Here is a 19,913-nt window from a genome sequence, read left to right on the forward strand (position 1 = left end):
TCACTGGCATCGTGCTTGAGCAAGTCAGGCAGCGGCTGCCCCGGCGACACTGCGCGTTGCACGTTTCTCAACCGTGCTGCAACGCATCCACCATCTGCTTTACCCGCACGATATCGGTGCGCTGGTAGTCGCCTCCCAGATCGCGGATATACGGATGCGGCGCCGGCACCTGCGCGGCAATCACGCTACGCGCCGAGGCATGGAATTCGTGGGCGCCGGTTTGCTGCCGCACGGTGCGAAGGTTGCTCTCGGAGAGTCCGGCACCGGGCATGACGCTGATCCGCTCGCCCGCTTGACGCACCAGGGCGGCAATGGTGTCGACACCTTCAAGAGCGCTGGCTCGCGCCCCCGAGGTCAGCACGCGCTCGCAGCCCAGCGCAATCGCGTCCTCCAGTGCGCGTACCGGGTCGGCGCTCACATCGATCGCGCGATGGAAGGTCACCCCCAGCGATCCGGCGGCGTCGATCAACACACGCATCGTGGCCATATCGACCTGGCCATGCCGATCCAGCGCGCCCAACACCACGCCATCGCACCCTAGTCGTACGCACTGCTCTACATCGCTGCGCATCGCCTCGACTTCGTCCGCATCGAACACAAAGTCGCCCACGCGCGGGCGGATCAACACATACAGCGGAATCTGCAAACGCTCACGCACCACCGCCAGCGTGCCGTAAGAGGGCGTCAACCCGCCGCCATCCAGCCCGCCACACAGTTCCACGCGCATCGCACCGCCGTCTTGCGCGGCCAACGCCGAGCCCACCGAGTCGGCGGCAACCTCCAGACCTGGCGCGCTCACGCAGCAGGCTCCTGGCTGTAGTGACTTTCGCCGGGCACCAGCAGGTCCTGCCGGGTTGCATCGCACACCGCGTAACTAAAGCCTTTCTGGATCGCAAACGCGCCCACTTCGCCACGTTTGTTCATCGCCAAGAACCCGACCTGCAACGTGCGCGTCAGTTCCGGCTTGCGGCGGATCAACCGCATCACCACCTCGCGGCAGGCGTCGGCCGGCGACTTGCCCTGGCGCATCATTTCCACCACCGCAAAACTGCCGACATTGCGAATCACTTCTTCGCCCACGCCGGTGGAGGTCGCGCCGCCCACCTCGTTATCCACGTACAAGCCGGCACCGATGATCGGGCTATCGCCAACCCGGCCGTGCATCTTCCACGCCATGCCGCTGGTGGTGCAGGCACCGGACAGATTGCCGTGCGCATCCAGTGCCAACATGCCGATGGTGTCGTGATTGTCTTTACCGCCGGGCAATTTGGCGTCGCGCCACGCGCGGTTTTCCACATTGGCCTCGGGCGAATACTTGGACGTCTTCAGCCACTGCTTCCACGCCGCTTCCGAACTTGGCGTCAGCAACTTGGTTGGCGCAAATCCCTGCTCAAGCGCGAACTGCCGCGCGCCATCGCCGACCAGCATCACGTGCGGGGTTTTTTCCATCACCGCGCGCGCCACCGAAATGGCATGCACCACATCTTCCAGCGATGCCACTGCGCCGCAATTGCCCAGGTGATCCATGATGCAGGCATCCAGCGTTACCCGACCATCGCGATCCGGATACCCGCCCAGGCCGACGGTGGGATTGGTCGGGTCCGCTTCGGGCACGCGCACGCCCGCTTCCACCGCATCCAGCGCGATGCCGCCGGCACTCAGGATCTTCCACGCGGCCTGATTGGCGGCCACGCCGAAATCCCAGGTCGAGATCACCCGTGGCGCGCCCGCCGGCAAGGCCGCAGGGCGCCCCGCTGCGGTGGATTTCGCTGCGGCCTGCGCACGCGCGCCCCAGCCGGCCAGGCCGGAAGCAATGGCGCCCAGCGTGGCGCTCTTGAGGAAATGACGACGTTGAATCATCCAGGCGAACTCCATGACGGAAACAGATGCCGCGCACCGCGCCGCAGCCTCCCATCATGCGACAGCGCTGGCTGCGGATAAACCGCATTGCCGTGCGCAACCGGTGCGGATCCATGCACAACCGCGCCTGGCTTAGCGCGGCTGGCCAAAAGTAGCGAGTGGTCGTCAGGTAGGCGTGGATGGCGCGCTCAGAGCCGGAGTGAACGAGTGGCAGCCGCACCGGGCATCGGTCGTAGCCGCCTGGTGGTGAGCGAAGTGGTTGTGTTAGCCGCTCTTCTCTCTGGCTGGCGTGCAGTTGTTGCGCGTCCTATCCGGTGCGGTACGCCGACGTCCGGCAGGTAGAGACTCCAGCCTCCCAGCAGAACTCCTCACCTCCCGGCAATCATGCAGAGGTACGAACTTCTGCCCACGGGAAAGGGATTGCGGTGGGCGGACCAGGTGCCCGCAGGCGGCAGCCACGAAGCAGCACCAGCTATCGCCAAACCCAATCGCAAGCCCATCGCAAAAAATCTTTCTTCAGTTAACCCCATTTCCCGCGCTGGCCCGTTTTACCTACAGAGGCGCAGTGCACGGCGACCTCGGGCTGTCTGGTTGTTACCCACTTCGTCATCGCCACGCAAAGGATTCCCATGCCACGTCACAGCCTTCTCGCGCTCGCCCTGTTGCTGAGCGCCTGCTCGCACGAACCCACCGCACCCGTCGTTGGCGACCCGCCGTCATCGCCCCCCTACACCGGCGAGATCGCGTATACGCCCGCAGCCGAACCCGAACCTGCGCATCCACCCGTGCTCGCGGATCCTGCACCGATACAACCAAGCCAGGCTGACATGGTCTATGCGCCCAGCCCGCCAGCACCCGCGGCGCCGCAGAGTGCCAATGGCGCACTTGCGCGGCAAGCACCTGCGGCCACGCTGATGGCCAAGCGCGCACTGCCGGATCGGTCCATGCCCGCACCACCCATTGCGTCGATAACACCGGCCGAGAATCGCGAAACCTACCAGACCCTCAACGACAACCCGGTCGTGCAGGCCGCAGACAATCCGGTGTCTACCTTCAGCATCGATGTCGACACCGGCAGCTACAGCAATGTGCGGCGCTATCTCACCAGTGGCAGCCTGCCGCCGGTCGATGCAGTGCGCGTGGAAGAGATGATCAACTACTTCCGTTACGACGACCCCACACCCCGCGACAGCCAACCGTTTGCCGTGCGTACCGAACTGGCGCCCACACCCTGGAACAAGAGCAGCGTGCTGTTGCGCATCGGCATTACCGGGCGCGATGTCGCCGCGTCTGCCATGCCGGCAGCCAACCTGGTGTTCCTGGTCGACGTCTCCGGCTCGATGGATGCGCCCGACAAGCTGCCGCTGTTGCAGTCCTCGCTCAAGCTGCTGACACGTCAACTGCGCGCGCAGGACCGCATCACCTTGGTGACCTACGCCGGCAACACCGCCGTGGTGTTGCCGCCGACATCCGGCAATCAGCAAGCACGCATCGTCGAAGCCATCGACAGCCTGCAATCGGGCGGCGGCACTGCCGGCGCCAGCGGGATCGAGCTGGCGTACAAGGCAGCGCAGCAGAGCTATCTGCGTGGCGGCATCAACCGCATCCTGCTGGCCACCGATGGCGACTTCAATGTGGGCGTCACCGACTTCGATACGCTCAAGGGCATGGTGGCCGAAAAGCGCCGTTCCGGCGTGGCGTTGTCCACGCTCGGCTTTGGCACCGGCAACTACAACGACACCTTGATGGAGCAATTGGCCGACGCCGGCGACGGTGCCTACGCCTACATCGATTCGCCGCTGGAAGCGCGCAAGGTATTGACCCACGAACTGGGCGCCACGCTGGAAACCATCGCGCGCGACGTCAAGATCCAGGTCGAGTTCAACCCGGCCACCGTGCAGGAATACCGCCTGATCGGCTATGAAAACCGCGCACTGCGCCGCGAAGATTTCAAAAACGACCAGGTCGACGCTGGCGACATCGGCGCAGGCCACAGCGTCACCGCGCTGTATGAAATCACCCCAGCGCGCGGTGAAGCCTCGGTCGACCCGCTACGTTATGCCACTAAAGCCAAACGCCCGGCCGCAGACAACGGCAACGAGCTTGCCCATCTCAAGCTGCGCTACAAATTGCCGGACGCGCACCGCAGCCGCCTGATGGACACCGTCATCCGCAGCGACCAGCAGGTTGCACTGAACGCCTCCAGCGACGCGTTCCGGTTTGCGGCAGCGGTCGCTGGTTTCGGCCAACGTCTGCGCGGCGGCAACCAGTTGCACGGTTGGGATTATCCGCAGCTGCGCGCCTTGGCAGCAGGCAGCATCGGCAAGGACCGCTTCGGCTATCGCGCCGACTTCCTGCGCATGGTGCAGCAGGCCGAAACGCTGAGCAGCCGGCCGGTCGCCACCACCGACTGATGCGCGCAGCGGTTGCCTATACTGCGCGCATGCATCCTCCCGATCTTGCGCATCTCCCCGACGAGGAGCTCATGCTCCTCGTCGCCAATGGCTTTGTCGAACAGCCGGCCACCGAGCTGTTCAAGCGGCATAACCGTGCCTTGTTCAATTTTCTGGCGTGGCAATGCGAGGGCAATGTCGGCGAGGCCGAAGACCTGGCACAGAAGACCTGGCTCAAGCTGATGACCCGCTGCAGCGACTACCGCCCCGAGCAAGCCGCCTTCAGCAGTTTTCTATTCCAGATCGCGCGCAATGCGTGGATCGACACGCGTCGTAGTGCTTACGTCGCCACCTCGGTGCCGTTGGACGACAGCCATCTGCACCTGCCCGACGACGACCTGTCCACCGAGCAGCTGGCAATGCTGGGCCAGCAGCAACATCGGGTGCGCAGCGCGGTGATGGCCTTGCCCGATGCACAACGCGAAGTGGTCGTGCTGCGGTTCTTCTCAGGTTTGGCCATCGAAGACATCGCACAGGTGGTCGGCGAAGGCTTCGAGACCGTCAAAAGCCGGCTGCGTTATGCGTTTGCCAAGTTGCGCCTGAGCCTGGACGCCGCGCAATGAGCAGACTATTCGAGCGCTTTATTGCTGGCGAAGATGGCCTGGCCGCGTTGCTGCGTGCCTTGCCGGCCTATGTACCGCCCGACCGCATGCAAGCGTGGTTTGCGCAGGCCGCTGCGCAGGCCGACAGCACGCGCAATGCCGCTGCGCCTGCATCGGCGCAGGCAACATCGGCAGACGCAGCAGACACCTTACAGTTCGAACCACCAGCAACGATGGGCGCCATCTTCGCTGCCGCTGCCGCGCAGGCGGAGCAAGCGCAGGCCGCACAGCGCGCCGCCATCCACGCACGACTGGCAGACGGCGACGACGCGGCGCAGGCACTGGGTGCGCCGATACACGACAGCACGCGTGCCTGGTTGCAGCAGCAGCAGCAGGTCCCGAGCACAGGCGCGCCTGCGTTGCGGGAGAACGATGGCGCCGGAGCGCCTGTGGGTGATGGCACTGCGCCAGTGGAGGCGACGCAGACGGCGAGTCGCTCGTCCTCCGGCGTTGCACCAGGTGATACGTCGCCGGCTCCAGTGCTGGTTGCAGCGACGTCACCGATCACCTCGCATGCCGCGCAGACCGGCGATGCAGCGCAAGCAAACGATGCAACGCGTGCGCATCCCCCTGTCGCGCGTCGCGCACGCCGCCAGCGCTGGATGCCGGCATTGGCGCTGGCGGCCTCGGTCACCCTGGCGGTCGGCGTCGGCCTGCAATGGCAGGCGACTACGCCGCCAGCAGCGTCAATGGAAGCCGCACCGGCGACGGCTGCGCCAGCCGATCGAGCCCAGGCGGACGCAGAAAAGCTAACAAGATCGGCCCCGGACAATCAGACACCGCTGCCTCAGATCCCGCAGCCAGAGCCCGCGCCCGCGCCCGCGCCCGCATCAACGTCAACGTCAACGTCAACAGATTCTGATGGCACTGTCGAAGAACGCATGCGTCAACCCGCTTCTGCCCCGCCGCCGCCAGCGTTTGCGCCACCGCCGATGCCCGCGCCCGCGCAACCTGTGGAGTCGTTGGTTGTCGTTCCGGCTCCCCCGGCGCCGCCCGCAGCACCTTCCGAACCCGCGCCAATCGCAGCAGCACCTGCCGCCGACCTCGCGCTGCCGGCGCTACCTGCACCGGTTGCGCCGTCCGTCAGCGCATCAGTCGCCGAGATGCCGTCTTCGTCCGCAAATCGCAACGCCACTGTGCCGGATACCGCCATTGCCGCGCAGGCACGCGTACGCAGCAAACCGAAGCCGGCAGCTGCGCCTGCGTTTGCCGCTGCGACACCGGCAAACGACATGCAGCCATTCGGGCAATTGGACACGGGGAACCCTGCGCACTCCACGCCAGCCGCTGCAGTGGTCTCCCGGGCGCCTCAGGATGCGCAACTGTCGCGCGCCTCGATCAAACGCGCACCATTGCAGAAAGACGCTGCCACGCAACAACGCGTGCAACAACACACCGCAGCGCAGGCTCCCGGGCCGGTATCGACAGTGGCTGCTCCGCAAGCCAGCGCCGCAGACGATGCCGCAAGATCCTCCACGCCGGTGCACTTGCTTGCGTTGACGACCTCGCCGGATACGTGGCTCGACCACGCGCTGCCTGCCGGACAACGTGGGCCGGTGCAGCTGCGTATCTGGACGGCAGATCCCGCGGCGAACGCGTTCCGACAGTGGCTCGATCAACTGCGCAAGGCATCCAGCCAGCGCAATGTACCGGCGCAGCTGGACATCGCCCGCGACCCACGGCTGCCAACCGACCGCGTGCGCGTCGAAACGGTGAGCCCAACGCAACCGAAGTGAGTGCCGCCAACAAAACGTAGCGAACAGACGTCAGGCGGCTCTGGACGGCGCACAGGAATCGGAGTGTCAAGGTGGTCCATGTCGACTACGACCACCGGTCGCGCCGGTCGATGCCGCACTATCGCCAGCATCCGCTATCGCCAGCAGAACGCGGCGCGCCTCACTCCGCGCCAAACTCCGTATCCTCGCGCAACAGGCTGGTCAGCACATGATCGCGCCAGACACCGTTCAACTGCAGATAGCGTCGCGCGCGGCCCTCGATCTGGAAGCCCAGCCGCGCCAGCACCTGCGCGCTGCGCACATTCTCCGGCACGTATTGCGCCATGACCCGATGCAACCCGAGCGGCCCGAACACGAACGCGATGCCCTGCGTGGCGGCCCACTGCATCAACCCGCGCCCCTGATGGGACGCATCCAGCCCGTAGCCGAGATGACAGCCCTGAAACGCGCCGCGCTGAATCTGGGTGAAGCCCACCGTGCCGATCACGTCTTGCCCGGCACACAGCACCAGTTGCAGTTCGCGCTCACCGGGCACCGACGCGCGGTAGGCGATGCACAACCGGCGCCAGCCTTCGACGGTGTAGAACGCAGGCGGCCGCAGCGGCATCGCCTCGATCAGATGGCCGCGGTTGCGCGTGTGATAGTCGGCCACTGCGGCGGGGTCGGCGTTGGCCAGATCGGACAACACCACACCGTCCGCATGGCACACGGGCTTGAAGGCGGGCAGGCTCATGACGTCACTTTACAATCGCGATATCGCGCATCGTATCGATCGGCGCCAGCTGCGCAGCGCGATGCGAGAGGCGCAACGCTGGCACCGAACCGGCCACCCGCCGGGCTCACGCATGCGCGTGACCACAGACGCATCGCCTGGATTTCAGTCGTTTCAAACGCGGCGCACCACGCGCTGCGTGCATGTCCCGCTTGGATCTGGAGATCACACGGGGACTGCACTCTGCGCGCACGCCCTGCCGAAGGAGAGCACCGCACACGCCGGTCCGACGGCTGCGGTGTCGCTGTGCCGGCTGCTCTAGGCGGCGGCAGCCGAGGCAAGCGCCTGCGCCACCTGCGACTCGATGGCGTCCAGATTCGGCAGCAGCGCGCTCTGCTCGCCGAGCAGCACACGCATGTGCACGCCGTCCGGCAGCGCGTCTTCCGAGGCGTCGGCCAGCAAGCCGTCGCGCGGCACCGAGATCAGTTGCGGGAACGAGGCAGTGAGCAAGGCGAAGTACGGCAGTGCGGGATTGCCGCCCAGCGCCTTCAACACGATCACCTTGTTGTTGACGGCCGTAGGTTCGTCGCCCAAGCCGCTGAGGCGTGCGAACGACAGCAACGGCACCTTCCAGCCGTACCAGTCGATGCGCCCAACCACCCAGCGCGGCATGTCCGGCAGCGCTTCGACTGCCACGCGCGACATCACCTCGGCCACCGTGGCGTTCGGCAGCAGCACACGCTCGGTACCGGCCTGAATCAGGACGCCGCGGATTTCGTCATTGTTGGCGTAGCTCATCGCACCATTCCGAATCTGAGAGGGAGCGCCCGGCTTACGCCGGCCAACGCTGTGCCAACGCCTGCGCCAACTGCGCGGGATCGCCGGTCAAAATGCCTTGTCGTGCCAGGCGCGCCGCAGCGGCCGGGTCGTAGCAACCGTCGGCGGACTGACCGGCCAACCAGCCACCCTGCTCGGCCAATGCCAGCGATGCATCCACCAGCGTCTCGTTGGCGCCGCTGAGCATCAGCACTGCACTGTCGGTGGCCGGCAGCGCCGCGATCAGCGCCGCAGGATCGCTGTGCGCCACGAAAGCCAGCGCACCTGCGTGTTGCTGCACGCCAATTTCATCGGACAACACGTAGACCTTGCCCGGCGAAACGACCTGTCCCGGCTCGCCCAGTTCGACCGGCAACGCAGACACGCGCCCCATCTGCCGCACCAGGTTGCCGTACTGGCCGCCATCGAGGGTCATGCGCACCAGTACCGCACGCGGGAAGTTAGGCGGCAGCGCCGCCAGCAGCCGGCGGATCGCATCCGGCCCACCGATGCCGGCCATCACCAGCACCGCACCGGTCACTTCGCCGCTGTGTTCCAGATCCACCAGCGACAAACCGCCGGTCGACAGCGCTTCCACGTCCACTTCGGTACGCGGACGCACCACCACGGCCACCTCGTCCACCAGGCCCCAGGTACTGGAATCGCCCAGCGTCAGGCTCGGCGTGTCGGCAGCGGCTGGCGCCTGGGCATGATCGACCGCACGCGTAAACATCGCATCGCCCGGCATGCTTTCGAAGGCATGCGCGGCCGCTTCCAGATGTTGATCGAGTTGCAGGTCCGAATGCTGGCGCGGTGCGAGCGTCAGGCCCGGCTCGGGTTGCAGCGAGGGTTCGCTTTCGGTGCCCGGCGGCAACACATCGGCATGGCCGTGCAGCTTGGCGGCCAGATGACGTACCCAACGCTGCGCTTCCCAGCCCTCGCGGCGCACCGTGAGTTCGGCTTCGTCGAAGATCACCGTCACACCGGGCATGTTGAAGGCAGGCTCCAACGCTTCCAGCGCATCTTCGATCGACGGCTCCAGCGCGACCAGCACCGCCACCAGCTCGGCATCGCGCAGCATCTGCACGTCGACTGCCGACGGCTCGTCTTCCAGCACGACCTGCGCGCCGGCCAGGCCGAGCGCTTCGCGCAGACGCTCGCGCGCCTCACCCGGCCGGCCCAGCAGGGCGACCGGAGTTCCCATTGCGCCATTAGTCTCGGACACGGGCGATCCCCAGCAGGTCATACACGTTGCGCATCAGATCCAACTCTTGGTAAGGCTTGCCCAGGTAGCGCTGCACGCCGATCTCGAAGGCGCGCTGGCGATGCTTCTCGCCGCTGCGCGAGGTGATCATCACGATCGGCACCGCCTTGAAGCGTGGGTCGGCACGCATCGCGGTGGCCAGCTCGTAACCGTCCATGCGCGGCATTTCGATATCCAGCAACATCAGGTCGGGCACGCGCTCTTCGAGCAGTTCCAGAGCCTCGACGCCGTCGCGGGCGGTGGTGACGTCCAGGTTGTGGCGTTCCAGCACGCGGCTGGTGACCTTGCGCATGGTCAGCGAGTCGTCGACCACCATCACCAACGGCACCTGGCGCTGCGCCTCGGCAGGGGTTTCCAGCGTCGGACGCGCCGGCTGGCTGAGGTAACGACGGACCAGCGGGGCCACGTCCAGGATCACCACCACGCGGCCGTCGCCGGTGATGGTGGCGCCGTAGATACCCGGCACCGACGCGATCTGCAGACCCACCGGCTTGACCACGATTTCGCGGTTGCCCAGCACCTGATCGATCGCCACTGCCGCGCGCAGGTCGCCCGCACGCACCAGCAGCAACGGCACCTGCGCCTGACCATCGGCACGCGCAACCGGCTGGCCGACCAGCGAGCCCAGATCGTGCAGCACGTACTCTTCGCCGGCGTAGTGGTAACCGCCCTCGCCCGACTCGTAACGGGTGCGCGAGATGCGGCCGATACCGCTGACCGAACCCACCGGCACCGCGAACGTCGTCTCGCCGATGCGCACGAACACCGCCTGGGTGACCGCCAGCGTCTGCGGCAGGCGCAGGGTGAAGGTGGCGCCCTGCCCGCGCACCGAGTGGATGTCCACCGAGCCGCCGAGCTGACGCACTTCGTTGCGCACCACGTCCATGCCCACACCACGGCCGGACAGCTGGCTGACCTGTTCGGAGGTGCTGAAGCCGGAGGCGAAGATCAGGCCATCCAGTTCGGCCTCGCTGAGCTCCTGGCCCGGTTCGATCAGGCCGCGCTGCTCGCCGCGGCGACGGATCGCCTCGCGGTCCAGCCCGGCGCCGTCGTCGGCCACTTCCAGCACGATTTCCGAGCCTTCGCGGCGCAGCCGGATCGCGATGCTGCCTTCTTCCGGCTTGCCCGCGTCGCGGCGTTGTTCCGGCGTTTCCAGTCCATGCGCGACCGAGTTGCGCAGCATGTGTTCCAACGGCGCGACCATGCGATCGAGCACGTTGCGATCCAGTTCGCCCTGGGTGCCTTCCAGCACCAGATGCACCTGCTTGCCGGTATCGGTGGCCGCCTGGCGCACCACACGGCGCAGACGCGGCACCAGACCGTCGAACGGCACCATGCGCGCACGCATCAGACCGTCCTGCAGTTCGGAGCTGACGCGCGACTGCTGTTGCAGCAGGCCGTCGTACTGACGCGAGAGATCTTCCAGAACGCCCTGCAAACCGCCCAAGTCGGCCGCCGATTCGTTCAGTGCGCGGCTGAGCTGCTGCAGGGTGGAGAAGCGGTCCAGTTCCAGCGGATCGAAGGTGCGATCGCCCTGGTCCTGTTCGCGCTGATAACGCGCCACGATCTGCGCTTCGGTTTCCAGGTCCAGACGCCGCAGCTGGTCGCGCAAACGGGCGTTGGTGCGGTCCAGTTCGCCCATGGCGCCGCGGAAGGCGCCCATCTGCTGTTCCAGACGCGAGCGGTAAATCGCCACTTCGCCGGCGTGATTGACCAGGCGGTCCAGCAGGTCGGCACGCACGCGCACCTGTTCCTGCTGTGCGCGCGGCATCAGTTCTTCTTCGACCTGGCCTTCGACCGGGATCGGCGCCGACAACGGTGCCGGTTCCACCGACGCCTTGGCGATCGCGCGGACATCGGCGTCGCTGGGCGGAGCGGCATTGCGGCCGCGGGTACGGGTTTCGAACGCTTCCACCAGGTCGGTCGGCATCGACACCGCGCGGTGCATGCCGGTGCGGGTCAGCAACTGATGCAAGCGGTCGAAGCCGCGCTCGAACAAGCGCACGTCATCGCGGTCGATGTCGGTGCGGTTGGCCGCCACCGCTTCGAGCAGCGATTCGATCGCATGGCCAAGGTCGCCGATGGCGTTGATGCCGGCCATGCGCGCGCCGCCCTTGAGCGTGTGCAGGTCGCGCTGCAATCCGTTGAGGACATCGCGGTCTTCCGGCACTTCGCGCATGCGGGCGATCAGACCATCGCAATGATCCAGCAGGTCGCGGCCTTCTTCGACAAAGATATCGACCAGTTCGCCATCGAGCTGATCGAAGTTGAGCGGGCCGATATCGAACGCGGTGCCTACCTCGTTGGTTGCAGTTTCGACCGGCGCGGCGTCTTCCACCGGTGCACTGAAGGCCGCGGCTGCGGCAGCTTCGTGCTCGGTCGCTGCGTGCTCGGCGGCCGCGAGTTCAGCGGCGTCGGTGTGCTCTGCCTGCTCAAGCCGATCGTGCGTTGCAGTCGCGTCGTGATGCTGCGCATCGGCGTCGGTCGTCGCGATCGGGTCCTGCAACTCGGGCGCGGTCTCGGACTGCGGATCGCCCGATTCTTCGACCTGATCGGCCGCATGCGCCATTTCGAACGCCTGCACCGACTCGATGGTCTGCTCCGACACTGCCTCATCGGCGTGCGGCGTCTCGGCATGCTCGGCATCTGCATGCGCTGCGTCACCGTGTTCGACATCGGCCTGCGCGGCTTCGTCGACAGTCTCGGCATTCGCCGCGTCGTCGTGCGATTGCTCGTAAGGCTGCGCTGGTTCGGTCGCGTCCAACTGCTCGCTCGATTCGCCCTGCGCGTGCGACTGCGACGGCGCGTCGTCCGCTGCCTGCACTTCGGAATGCACCAGCTGCTCGGCGTCCGCATGGTCTTGCGACCCTGCGTGCTCGTCCGCGTGCGCGGCGTGCTGTTCCTGTTCGCTCGCCTGTGCATCGGCGTCGTGCGCCTGCACCGACTCGGCGTGCTCCGCGGCCTGGTCGGCCCCGTGCTCGGCGAGCTGGTCCTGCGCGCCAGTGTCGTGTTCGGACGACGCAGCGACGTGGTCGACGTGGCCCTGATCGACGTACTGACCCTCCTGATCGGTCGAGACGCTGTCCAGCGCCGCAGTTTCCGGCGTCCAGTCTTCGGCGATCGCGGCAGGCGCCTCGTCGGCGACCGGCGCATCGGCGTGCACTGCTTCCAATGCATCAATGGTTTCGACAGTCGCTTCGTCTGCGACGGTATCGGTATCGGCCGCGGGTGCAAGCGTCTGCGTTTCGCCCAGCGTGGCTTCTACCTCGGCCAGCTCATCTACCGCAACGTTGTCGTCTGCGTGCGTGCCTTGGTCTGCAGCGTCGTGCGCAGACGGCGATGCATCGGATGCGAGGTGTGCTTCCGTTGCTGCAGCTTCGGCGTGGTCTGCAGGCTGCGACGCGGCTTCCGCTGTCTCGGCGTGTTGCAGCTCGGTGGCATCCCAGGCGTCGGCTTCGACCGCCGGCTCATCGACCGAGCTGTCGTGCGCGTCGGTCGCGGCAAGCGCATGCAGCGACTCTTCGGCCTCGGCCAGCTCGTCCACCGCACGCGGTGCTTCGGCGTGCGCGTCGGCGTCTTGCGGCTGGTCGACCGGATGCGTCGGTGCGGCGGTATCGGCTGGCAGTGCGCTGGAGTCCAGGTACTGCGACAGATCTTCCACGCCGGTGAGTTCGACCGCTTCGCTGCCGGCAACGTCATCGCTGGCAGCGTCGAGATCGTCCAGCTCGTCCAGGGCCACCTGCGGCGGCCATTGCGCTTCAGGCAGCGTATCCACCAACGCGCGCAAGCGCTCGGTCAGGGGCGCAAAGGATGGAATCAGCGGCGCATCGGCGCGTAGCGCGGTGACCGTGATAGCGATCGCTGCGGCCGTGGCGGTGATCGCATCGATGCCTTCCTGCGACGGCGTTTGCGACGCCGCCAGCAGACGCTTGACATAGCTCTCGGCCGGGGTGGTCACCAAGGTGATTTCCGGCACATCGGTCATCGCGAACGCGCCACTCATGGTGTGCACAGCGCGCAACAACTCTTCGGTTGCCAGTTGCGGCTCGACCTGGGTGGCCTGCAACCAGGCGTTGACCGTTTCCAGATGCGTGGCGACCTCGGCCTCCAGGATCTCGCGCAGCACGCTATCCACCGATGCCGGCGTGCCACCACCGGCGACAAGCGCCCCGGCAACCGCAGGAATCGCAGGAGTTTCGACTGCCACCGGTGTTGCCGGTGCGGGCACGTAATAGATCTCTTCGCCGGCGGCAACCCGCTCGGCAACTGCCTGGATTTCCGGCAGATCGGCACTGATGCGGCCCTGGTCGCGCAGTGCTGCGTTGAATTGCGGCAGCACCTCGTAGGCCAGCTCGACCATCGCCACGACCGCGGGGCTGGCCGGGCGCGAACTGTCGAGCACGCGGTTGAGCATGCTCTCAATCTTCCAGCTGAACTCGCCGAGCACGTGGGCACCGACCAGACGCCCACTGCCCTTCAGGGTGTGGAAGACGCGGCGGATCGGGCGCAGATGGTCCGGGCTATTGGGCGCGGCGCGCCAGGCTGGCAACAACTGCCCGAGGTTGACCAGTTCTTCGTCGAATTCTTCGAGGAAGACATCGCGGATGTCGTCATCGATATCGCTGTCGCCAAAGCCGCCAAAAATGCCGGCATCGGCGGCAACGACCGGCGCCGGTTCGCTCGCTGCCTGCACCGGCGTGGTCTCGGATGCTGCATCGCTCGCTGCCGACGCATCCTGCGGATGCGCCACATCGAATTGCGCCGCGGCCGCGTCGAGCTGTGCCAGGAACGCAGCCGATGCATCGTCCAGTTCGAACTCGCTGACCGTGGCCTGCTGCACACGCGCAGCGGTCTGCTCGGCAGTGGCGTCGGTCGGCGCATCCTGCGCGTCGTCGGGCGCGGACTCGACGAACGGATCGTCCAGTTCCTGCGGCGGAGCCGGAGGCGGCGAGAACGCATCGTCGATGCTGACCTGCGCGCGGCGCGCTTCGTTCTCGGCAATGAAGTCCAGCGGCGCGTCGACCTGATCCGCATCGCCCGGCAGATCGATCTGCTCGATGTGCAGCGGCGTGGTTTCGGCCACGACAGGCGCGGCGGACTGCTCCTGTTCCAGCGCGCTCAGATCCACGGTGTAGCTGACCTGCGCGGCCTCGCTCGGCGCATGGCTGTCCTGCTCGGCCGACACCGGGTCGAACGCGGAGCTGGCGATCGGTGCAGCCTGTTCGGTGGTTTGCAGCTGCCAATCGCCGGGCGCCTGCGCACCGTCGTCGGACAATTCCAGCGGCGCAACCGTAAACGGCACGTGCGTCTGTCCTGAGACGGTTTCTTCCGCCGCCACCGGGTCGAACGAGAACACCGTATCGGTGGCTGCAGCGCCGGTGTCGTGCACCACGCTGGCCGCAAACGGCATTTCGACCACGGTTTCGTTGGCCCATTCCAGCGACGCGACAGGCGCCGCATCGTTGGCCGCCGCTTCCGGCGTGGAAGCCTGCGGAGCGAGCGACACGGCCACCGGCTGCACCTCGGCAACGCTGCCCGGCTGGTCGGCACCGACCGGCAATTCGGACGGCTGGCCCGACGGCAGCGGCCAGTAGCGCAGCGTTTCCAGGCTGTTGCGGGTGATGTCCAGAATTTCCTCGCGGCCGGGACGGCGCTCGCGCAAGGCTTCCAGGTAGTACTCCAGGCTGGCCATCGCGTCGGCCAGCGTATCCAGCTGGCGGCCGCTGGGCACGCGCTGCTTGCCGATCAGTTCCAGATCGACATAACGGCGCACGCCTTCCAGGTAATCGGCCGCCTGCGGCAGTTCGAGGATGCGCAAGGCACCGCCCACTTCGCCCAGCAGATGCGGTACATCGGCCAGACGCGCGTGATCCCAATTGGTTTCGATGAAGGCGACGAAGTGTTCGCGCGCCGCACCGAAGTTGGCGATCGCTTCCTGCGCCAGCACATCCACCGTGCGACGCACTTCCGCCGAGGTGGCGCTGTTGCCGGCCTCGTTGCCGTCGCCGATGTCGGCGCCCAGGCTGGCGACCTGATCGTCCAGCGATGCATCCACGTACAACAGCGCGCCAGCGATATCCAGCAGCACGCCTTCGTCCATCTGCACCTGGCCATCGACCACGCGCGCCAGCGCATCGCGCTGCTGCACGACGACATTGCGCGCCACGCCCAAGCCCATCATGCCCAGGGTGTCGGCAACACTGCCGAGGTCCTTGACCTGGGTCTGCAGCTCGGCGATGTCGCCGCCGGTGCGCAGGTGCAGATCCAGCGCGTCTTTCACGCGCAGCAATTCTTCCTTGACCGCACTGCCGACAGTGTCGAGCAGTTCGCGGTTGCGGCCGGACAGGCTGCCGCGTGCGTGATCCAGCTCGGCTTCGGTGGCAACACCGGCCTGCGGGTCGAACGCGAACAGCACGCTCTCGTTGAGACCCGGCTGGCCACGGGTGGCGCGAATTTCATTGAGCAACGGCAGCAGCACGATCGGAATATCGCGATGGCCGTTCTGCAGACGCTCCAGATAGTCGGGCAGCAGCACGGTGCCGCGCATCAGCATGGCGCAGGCTTCGTCTCGGTCGCTGACCTCACCGGCCTGCACCGCGTTGGCGAGCAACTCCAGTTCTTCGGCCACCATCGCCGGCGCGTACAGCTCGACCATGCGCAAGGTGCCCTGCACCTGGTGCAGGTAACCGGCGCAGAAACGCATCCGACTGGTGTCGGACGGTTCTTCGGCAAAGTATTCGATCTCGTTGCGCGCCTGGCGCAACGTTTCGTCCAACTCCGGCTTGACCCAGCCCAGCGCGGCGTGGCTCATCGCATCGCGAAGCGCACTCATTGCAGCCCCCTGACAACGGCCGGCTCACCGCTTGCGCGGTCACCGGTCACTTCCTGCATCGACGTAATGCGACTACGCGCCATCTGCTGATCCTTTCCCGTTCCGCGTCGTGGTCACGCCGGCAGCTTGAAGTCGGCGACCGAACGGCGCAGATCGGCAGCGAGCTGAGCCAGGTTGCCGATCGACTCGGCCGTCTGTTCCGCACCCTGCGATGTCTGGCTGGTGATCTGACGGATCACGCCCATGGTCTGTGTGATATCGGTCGCCGCCGCCGACTGCTGGTGTGCGGCGATGGAGATGTTCTTGATGAGGTTGTTCAGTGCGTTGGACACGCGCTCGATTTCGGTCAGCGCGGTGCCGGCATCTTCGGCCAGGCGTGCACCGGACACCACTTCGGAGGTGGTCTGCTCCATCGAACTGACCGCCTCGTTGGTATCGGCCTGAATGGTCTGCACCAGACCTTCGATCCGGCGCGTCGCACCGGAGGTGCGTTCGGCCAGGCGTTGCACTTCGTCGGCCACCACGGCGAAACCGCGACCGGCTTCGCCTGCCGAGGCTGCCTGCACCGCGGCGTTGAGCGCCAGGATGTTGGTCTGCTCGGAAATGTCGTTGATCAGTTCCACGATCGAGCCGATTTCCTGGGTCGATTCGCCCAGGCGCTTGATGCGCTTGGAGGTTTCCTGGATCTGGTCGCGAATCTGGTCCATGCCCTGAATCGTCTCGCGCACCACCCCGGCACCTTCGGCGGCGATGACCACCGAGCGCTGCGCCACTTCGGCCGACTCGGTGGAGTTGCGCGACACCTGTTCGATGCTGGCAGCGATTTCGCTGATGCGCTCTGACGCGGTGGTGATCTGGTTGGCCTGCTGGCCGGCGGCTTCGGCCAGCTGCATCGCAGTGGCCTGGGTTTCCTGGGTGGACACGGCCACCTTGGCCGAGGTGTCGTTGATGGTGGTCACCAGGTGGCGCAGCTCGTCCACGGCGTAGTTGATGGCGTCTGCGATGGCGCCGGTCATGTCTTCGGTCACCGAGGCCTTGACGGTCAGATCGCCTTCACCGAGCGAGCTGATTTCGTCCAGCAACCGCATAATCGCCTGCTGGTTGCGGCTGTTGAATTCCACTTGTGCCTGGTAGCGCACGTCCTGCTCGCGGGTCCGCACGCGCACCGAGCTCCATACGAAACCGATGATGGCCAGCAACGCGATCAGGCCGGAGACCACGCCGAGCCAGAAGTTCGGAAACAGGCGCGTATCGCGCACCGAACCGAACGCGGAAAACGCATCGAACAGCTTCTTGCTGTCGTCGAGCATCTTGTTGGAGCCGGCGGTCAGCGCCGCGGCCGACGACTGCGCAGCGAACAGGTTGCGCGAGCTGGCGAGGATGGCGTCGACGTCCTTCTTCATCGTCGTCCACTGCGCCTGCGATTGCTCCAGCGCCGACAGCGCGGCCGGGTTGCGCACCGCGGCGATGCCGAGTTCGTCGTTACCTGCGCGCAGGCCTTCCAGCATCTGCGTGAACACCACCGAGTCGCGCGCCAGCGCGTCGCCCGAGGCAGCGGCATTGGCGCCACCGGCGCGCATTTCAGTGACCCGGCGCGCCATGGTGCCGGCAACCACCACCTGCTGCAGCGTGTTGTAGATCTGCGATGCGGGTGCGCCACTGACCGTCATCGCGCGCACCACTTCATTCAACTGCGCCTGCAGCTGCGGCACGTTGCCGGAAAAGCGTTCCGCGTTGCCGGCCAGACCGAGCACCGCCGGTTCGCTGGCGATGACCTGGTCGGCGTTCTTGCTGAGCGGCACCCAGGTCGCCTTGAGCTGCGCCATCGAACTGGCTACCGAGCCTTCCTGGCCGTAGCGGCCATCCAGTTCGCTCACCGTGCTGTCGATGCGGCCCTTGGTTTCCTTGAAGGCCGCAAACGCCTTGGCATCGCCGGACACCGCTTCGCGGCCGTAGTTGGCCAGCTGCTGCGAGAGCACCTGCAAGTCGGCTGCGCCGGTGCCGGCACCGGCAAGACGACTGCCTTGCCAGGTCGCGACGCCGGTATTGGCGCCAAACACGATCATCGACAACACCAGCAAGCCAAGCCAGAAGCTGGTGCTGACGCTGCCGAGCTTGTTGGTCTTGCGGGCGTCCGGGGCGGTACTCATGGTTCGACCTCGATCTGTATGACGTGGCGGGGTCGCGGCTTAGGCCGCGGCATGCCGGAATTCAGGAGTGCGCGACAGCAACGCCAGGGAGAACACACCCCAGTCCTGCGTCTCGTTGCGGAAGGCACGATCGATGAAGTGCGCGTAGCGGCCCTGGGCCAACTCGCCGGGTTCGACCGCCTGGGACTGTTCGAAGCTGCGCTGGCCGTACAGCTCATCGATGGTCAGCGCGACGTCGCCGCCGCTCTGCCGCATGATCAGCACACGCTGGCCTTCCTGCAGCACCGTGCGACGGCCCTCCAGGAACTGCTTCAGGTCGATCACCGGAAACAGGTTGCCACGCAGGTTGCCCACACCCAGCAACCAGGGCTGCCCGCCGGGCACCGGCGTCACCGGCGGCATTGGCACGATTTCCGCCACCTCGCGGAAATCCGACACCAGTCGCCGGGTACCGACGCGATAACCGACGCCACGCCAGATATCGACCGAGAACTGACGTTCCGGCAGCGGCGTGGCGTGCGCAAGACTACGACGCTCGTAGTCTTCAAGAATATCGAATGGAGAGCGCATCAACGCACCAGTTGTTTGATGCGAGCGATCAGATCGTCTTCGCGCGGTGGCTTGACGATGTAGTCGCTGGCACCTTGTCGCAAACCCCATGCCTTGTCGGTTTCCATGCCCTTGGTGCTGACCAGCAGCACGGGGATGTCCTTGGTGGCCTGGTCGCGTGCAAGTGCACGCGTTGCCTGGAAGCCGCTCATACCTGGCAGCACCACATCCATCAGCACCAGATCGGGCGCCTGGCTGCGAATCAGCTCAAGTCCCGCTTCGGCGTTGTCGGTGGCGACGACCGTATGGCCAGCTTTTTCCAGCCATTGACTGAAGACTGCCCGATCGGTGGGCGAGTCCTCGATCAATATAATTCGAGCCATGTTGCCTTTCCCCCTGGTCAGGCGTGGACGTACGTGCGGATCGCGCTCAGTAGTTCTTCACGGGTGAATGGCTTGGTCAGATATTGCTCGGAGCCGACGATGCGGCCGCGTGCCTTGTCGAACAGGCCATCCTTGGAAGACAACATGATCACCGGCGTCGACTTGAAGAGCTGGTTGCCCTTGATCAACGCACACGTCTGGTACCCATCCAGGCGCGGCATCATGATGTCGACAAAAATGATCTGAGGTTGCTGGTCCGCAATTTTGGCCAGTGCCTCGAAACCATCCGTCGCTGTCACTACTTCACAACCTTCCCGCTTCAGCAGCGTTTCGGCGGTGCGGCGAATGGTCTTCGAATCATCGATCACCATCACCTTCAGTCCTGCGAGTTCCCCACCCGCAGCAATGTTTTCACTCATGCAAATATCCCCGGACGCGCAACGCTTCATCCCTTCCGACGTCGCTACGAAACTGCATGTATATCCCAAGACCCGCATTGACTGTCAAGGGCGCATTGCCGGGGCCCCGCCAGGCGGACGTTCCGACCGCGTCTGGG

The 19,913-nt window shown here is 66.0% G+C and carries 13 protein-coding genes and 2 other RNA genes; 3 read left to right on the forward strand and 12 right to left on the reverse strand.

Going from position 1 to position 19,913, the window contains the following annotated elements; genetic code table 11:
* Positions 1–67: 67 nt before the first annotated feature.
* From ACCQ06_RS16330 to ACCQ06_RS16340, 3 genes are all read right to left on the reverse strand, one after another.
* The gene (locus ACCQ06_RS16330; protein WP_316687307.1) at positions 68–799 is read right to left on the reverse strand and encodes a copper homeostasis protein CutC; all 732 of its coding nucleotides are present in this window, start codon (positions 797–799) and stop codon (positions 68–70) included.
* Complete coding sequence (locus ACCQ06_RS16335; RefSeq protein WP_228323966.1) at positions 796–1,860, reverse strand: glycosylasparaginase; 1,065 nt, start codon at positions 1,858–1,860, stop codon at positions 796–798. Before ACCQ06_RS16335 ends, ACCQ06_RS16330 begins: the two co-directional genes overlap by 4 nt.
* A 139-nt stretch (positions 1,861–1,999) precedes the next feature.
* Positions 2,000–2,074, reverse strand: a non-coding RNA gene (locus ACCQ06_RS16340) — sX9 sRNA.
* Between the two features lie 415 nt (positions 2,075–2,489).
* Between ACCQ06_RS16340 and ACCQ06_RS16345 the strand changes: the two genes are divergently transcribed.
* From ACCQ06_RS16345 to ACCQ06_RS16355, 3 genes are read left to right on the forward strand one after another with little or no spacing between them, the layout of a single operon-like run.
* Positions 2,490–4,274, forward strand: a complete 1,785-nt coding sequence (locus ACCQ06_RS16345; RefSeq protein ID WP_316687310.1) for a vWA domain-containing protein — start codon at positions 2,490–2,492, stop codon at positions 4,272–4,274.
* A gap of 29 nt (positions 4,275–4,303) precedes the next feature.
* Entirely contained in the window at positions 4,304–4,876 is a 573-nt protein-coding gene (locus tag ACCQ06_RS16350) for a sigma-70 family RNA polymerase sigma factor (protein ID WP_316687312.1), read from the forward strand.
* A complete protein-coding gene (locus ACCQ06_RS16355) occupies positions 4,873–6,651 on the forward strand; it encodes a hypothetical protein (protein ID WP_316687314.1) in 1,779 nt (592 codons plus the stop codon). The genes ACCQ06_RS16350 and ACCQ06_RS16355 overlap by 4 nt, the downstream gene beginning before the upstream one ends.
* Before the next feature lie 4 nt (positions 6,652–6,655).
* Here ACCQ06_RS16355 and ACCQ06_RS16360 read toward each other — a convergent pair.
* The 9 genes from ACCQ06_RS16360 to pilG all read right to left on the reverse strand — a co-directional run bounded on the left by ACCQ06_RS16360 (position 6,656) and on the right by pilG (position 19,776).
* Positions 6,656–6,731, reverse strand: a non-coding RNA gene (locus tag ACCQ06_RS16360) — sX9 sRNA.
* 80 nt (positions 6,732–6,811) lie between these two features.
* A complete protein-coding gene (locus ACCQ06_RS16365; RefSeq protein ID WP_316687316.1) occupies positions 6,812–7,384 on the reverse strand; it encodes a GNAT family N-acetyltransferase in 573 nt (190 codons plus the stop codon).
* A gap of 297 nt (positions 7,385–7,681) precedes the next feature.
* On the reverse strand, positions 7,682–8,161 hold the full coding sequence (locus ACCQ06_RS16370; RefSeq protein WP_104616127.1) for a chemotaxis protein CheW: 480 nt from the start codon (positions 8,159–8,161) through the stop codon (positions 7,682–7,684).
* Positions 8,162–8,195: 34 nt separating this feature from the next.
* Positions 8,196–9,383 carry a chemotaxis protein CheB gene (locus ACCQ06_RS16375; protein WP_316692626.1) on the reverse strand — a complete coding sequence of 396 codons (1,188 nt, stop codon included), beginning with the start codon at positions 9,381–9,383 and terminating at the stop codon, positions 8,196–8,198.
* A gap of 7 nt (positions 9,384–9,390) precedes the next feature.
* The gene (locus ACCQ06_RS16380) at positions 9,391–16,275 is read right to left on the reverse strand and encodes an Hpt domain-containing protein (RefSeq protein WP_316687318.1); all 6,885 of its coding nucleotides are present in this window, start codon (positions 16,273–16,275) and stop codon (positions 9,391–9,393) included.
* A gap of 113 nt (positions 16,276–16,388) precedes the next feature.
* Complete coding sequence (locus ACCQ06_RS16385) at positions 16,389–18,425, reverse strand: methyl-accepting chemotaxis protein (RefSeq protein ID WP_228323960.1); 2,037 nt, start codon at positions 18,423–18,425, stop codon at positions 16,389–16,391.
* 39 nt (positions 18,426–18,464) lie between these two features.
* Positions 18,465–18,995, reverse strand: coding sequence for a chemotaxis protein CheW (locus ACCQ06_RS16390; protein ID WP_228323959.1), 531 nt, complete (start codon positions 18,993–18,995; stop codon positions 18,465–18,467).
* Positions 18,995–19,357: a response regulator gene (locus ACCQ06_RS16395; RefSeq protein ID WP_006450735.1), complete on the reverse strand. Its 363-nt coding sequence runs from the start codon at positions 19,355–19,357 to the stop codon at positions 18,995–18,997. Before ACCQ06_RS16395 ends, ACCQ06_RS16390 begins: the two co-directional genes overlap by 1 nt.
* A gap of 17 nt (positions 19,358–19,374) precedes the next feature.
* Positions 19,375–19,776, reverse strand: coding sequence for a twitching motility response regulator PilG (gene pilG / locus ACCQ06_RS16400; RefSeq protein WP_005913706.1), 402 nt, complete (start codon positions 19,774–19,776; stop codon positions 19,375–19,377).
* Between the last annotated feature and the right edge of the window lie 137 nt (positions 19,777–19,913).

It is taken from the genome of Xanthomonas sp. NCPPB 4467 (assembly GCF_041475665.2).
Taxonomy (GTDB): domain Bacteria; phylum Pseudomonadota; class Gammaproteobacteria; order Xanthomonadales; family Xanthomonadaceae; genus Xanthomonas; species Xanthomonas dyei.

What these genes read in the sequence shown, in the direction of transcription:
- ACCQ06_RS16335 (WP_228323966.1), bottom strand. Translation starts at nt 1,860, where the DNA reads ATGATTCAACGTCGTCATTTCCTCAAGAGCGCCACGCTGGGCGCCATT.
- ACCQ06_RS16345 (WP_316687310.1), top strand. Translation starts at nt 2,490, where the DNA reads ATGCCACGTCACAGCCTTCTCGCGCTCGCCCTGTTGCTGAGCGCCTGC.
- ACCQ06_RS16350 (WP_316687312.1), top strand. Translation starts at nt 4,304, where the DNA reads ATGCATCCTCCCGATCTTGCGCATCTCCCCGACGAGGAGCTCATGCTC.
- ACCQ06_RS16355 (WP_316687314.1), top strand. Translation starts at nt 4,873, where the DNA reads ATGAGCAGACTATTCGAGCGCTTTATTGCTGGCGAAGATGGCCTGGCC.
- ACCQ06_RS16365 (WP_316687316.1), bottom strand. Translation starts at nt 7,384, where the DNA reads ATGAGCCTGCCCGCCTTCAAGCCCGTGTGCCATGCGGACGGTGTGGTG.
- ACCQ06_RS16370 (WP_104616127.1), bottom strand. Translation starts at nt 8,161, where the DNA reads ATGAGCTACGCCAACAATGACGAAATCCGCGGCGTCCTGATTCAGGCC.
- ACCQ06_RS16375 (WP_316692626.1), bottom strand. Translation starts at nt 9,383, where the DNA reads ATGGGAACTCCGGTCGCCCTGCTGGGCCGGCCGGGTGAGGCGCGCGAG.
- ACCQ06_RS16380 (WP_316687318.1), bottom strand. Translation starts at nt 16,275, where the DNA reads ATGAGTGCGCTTCGCGATGCGATGAGCCACGCCGCGCTGGGCTGGGTC.
- ACCQ06_RS16385 (WP_228323960.1), bottom strand. Translation starts at nt 18,425, where the DNA reads ATGAGTACCGCCCCGGACGCCCGCAAGACCAACAAGCTCGGCAGCGTC.
- ACCQ06_RS16390 (WP_228323959.1), bottom strand. Translation starts at nt 18,995, where the DNA reads ATGCGCTCTCCATTCGATATTCTTGAAGACTACGAGCGTCGTAGTCTT.
- ACCQ06_RS16395 (WP_006450735.1), bottom strand. Translation starts at nt 19,357, where the DNA reads ATGGCTCGAATTATATTGATCGAGGACTCGCCCACCGATCGGGCAGTC.
- pilG (WP_005913706.1), bottom strand. Translation starts at nt 19,776, where the DNA reads ATGAGTGAAAACATTGCTGCGGGTGGGGAACTCGCAGGACTGAAGGTG.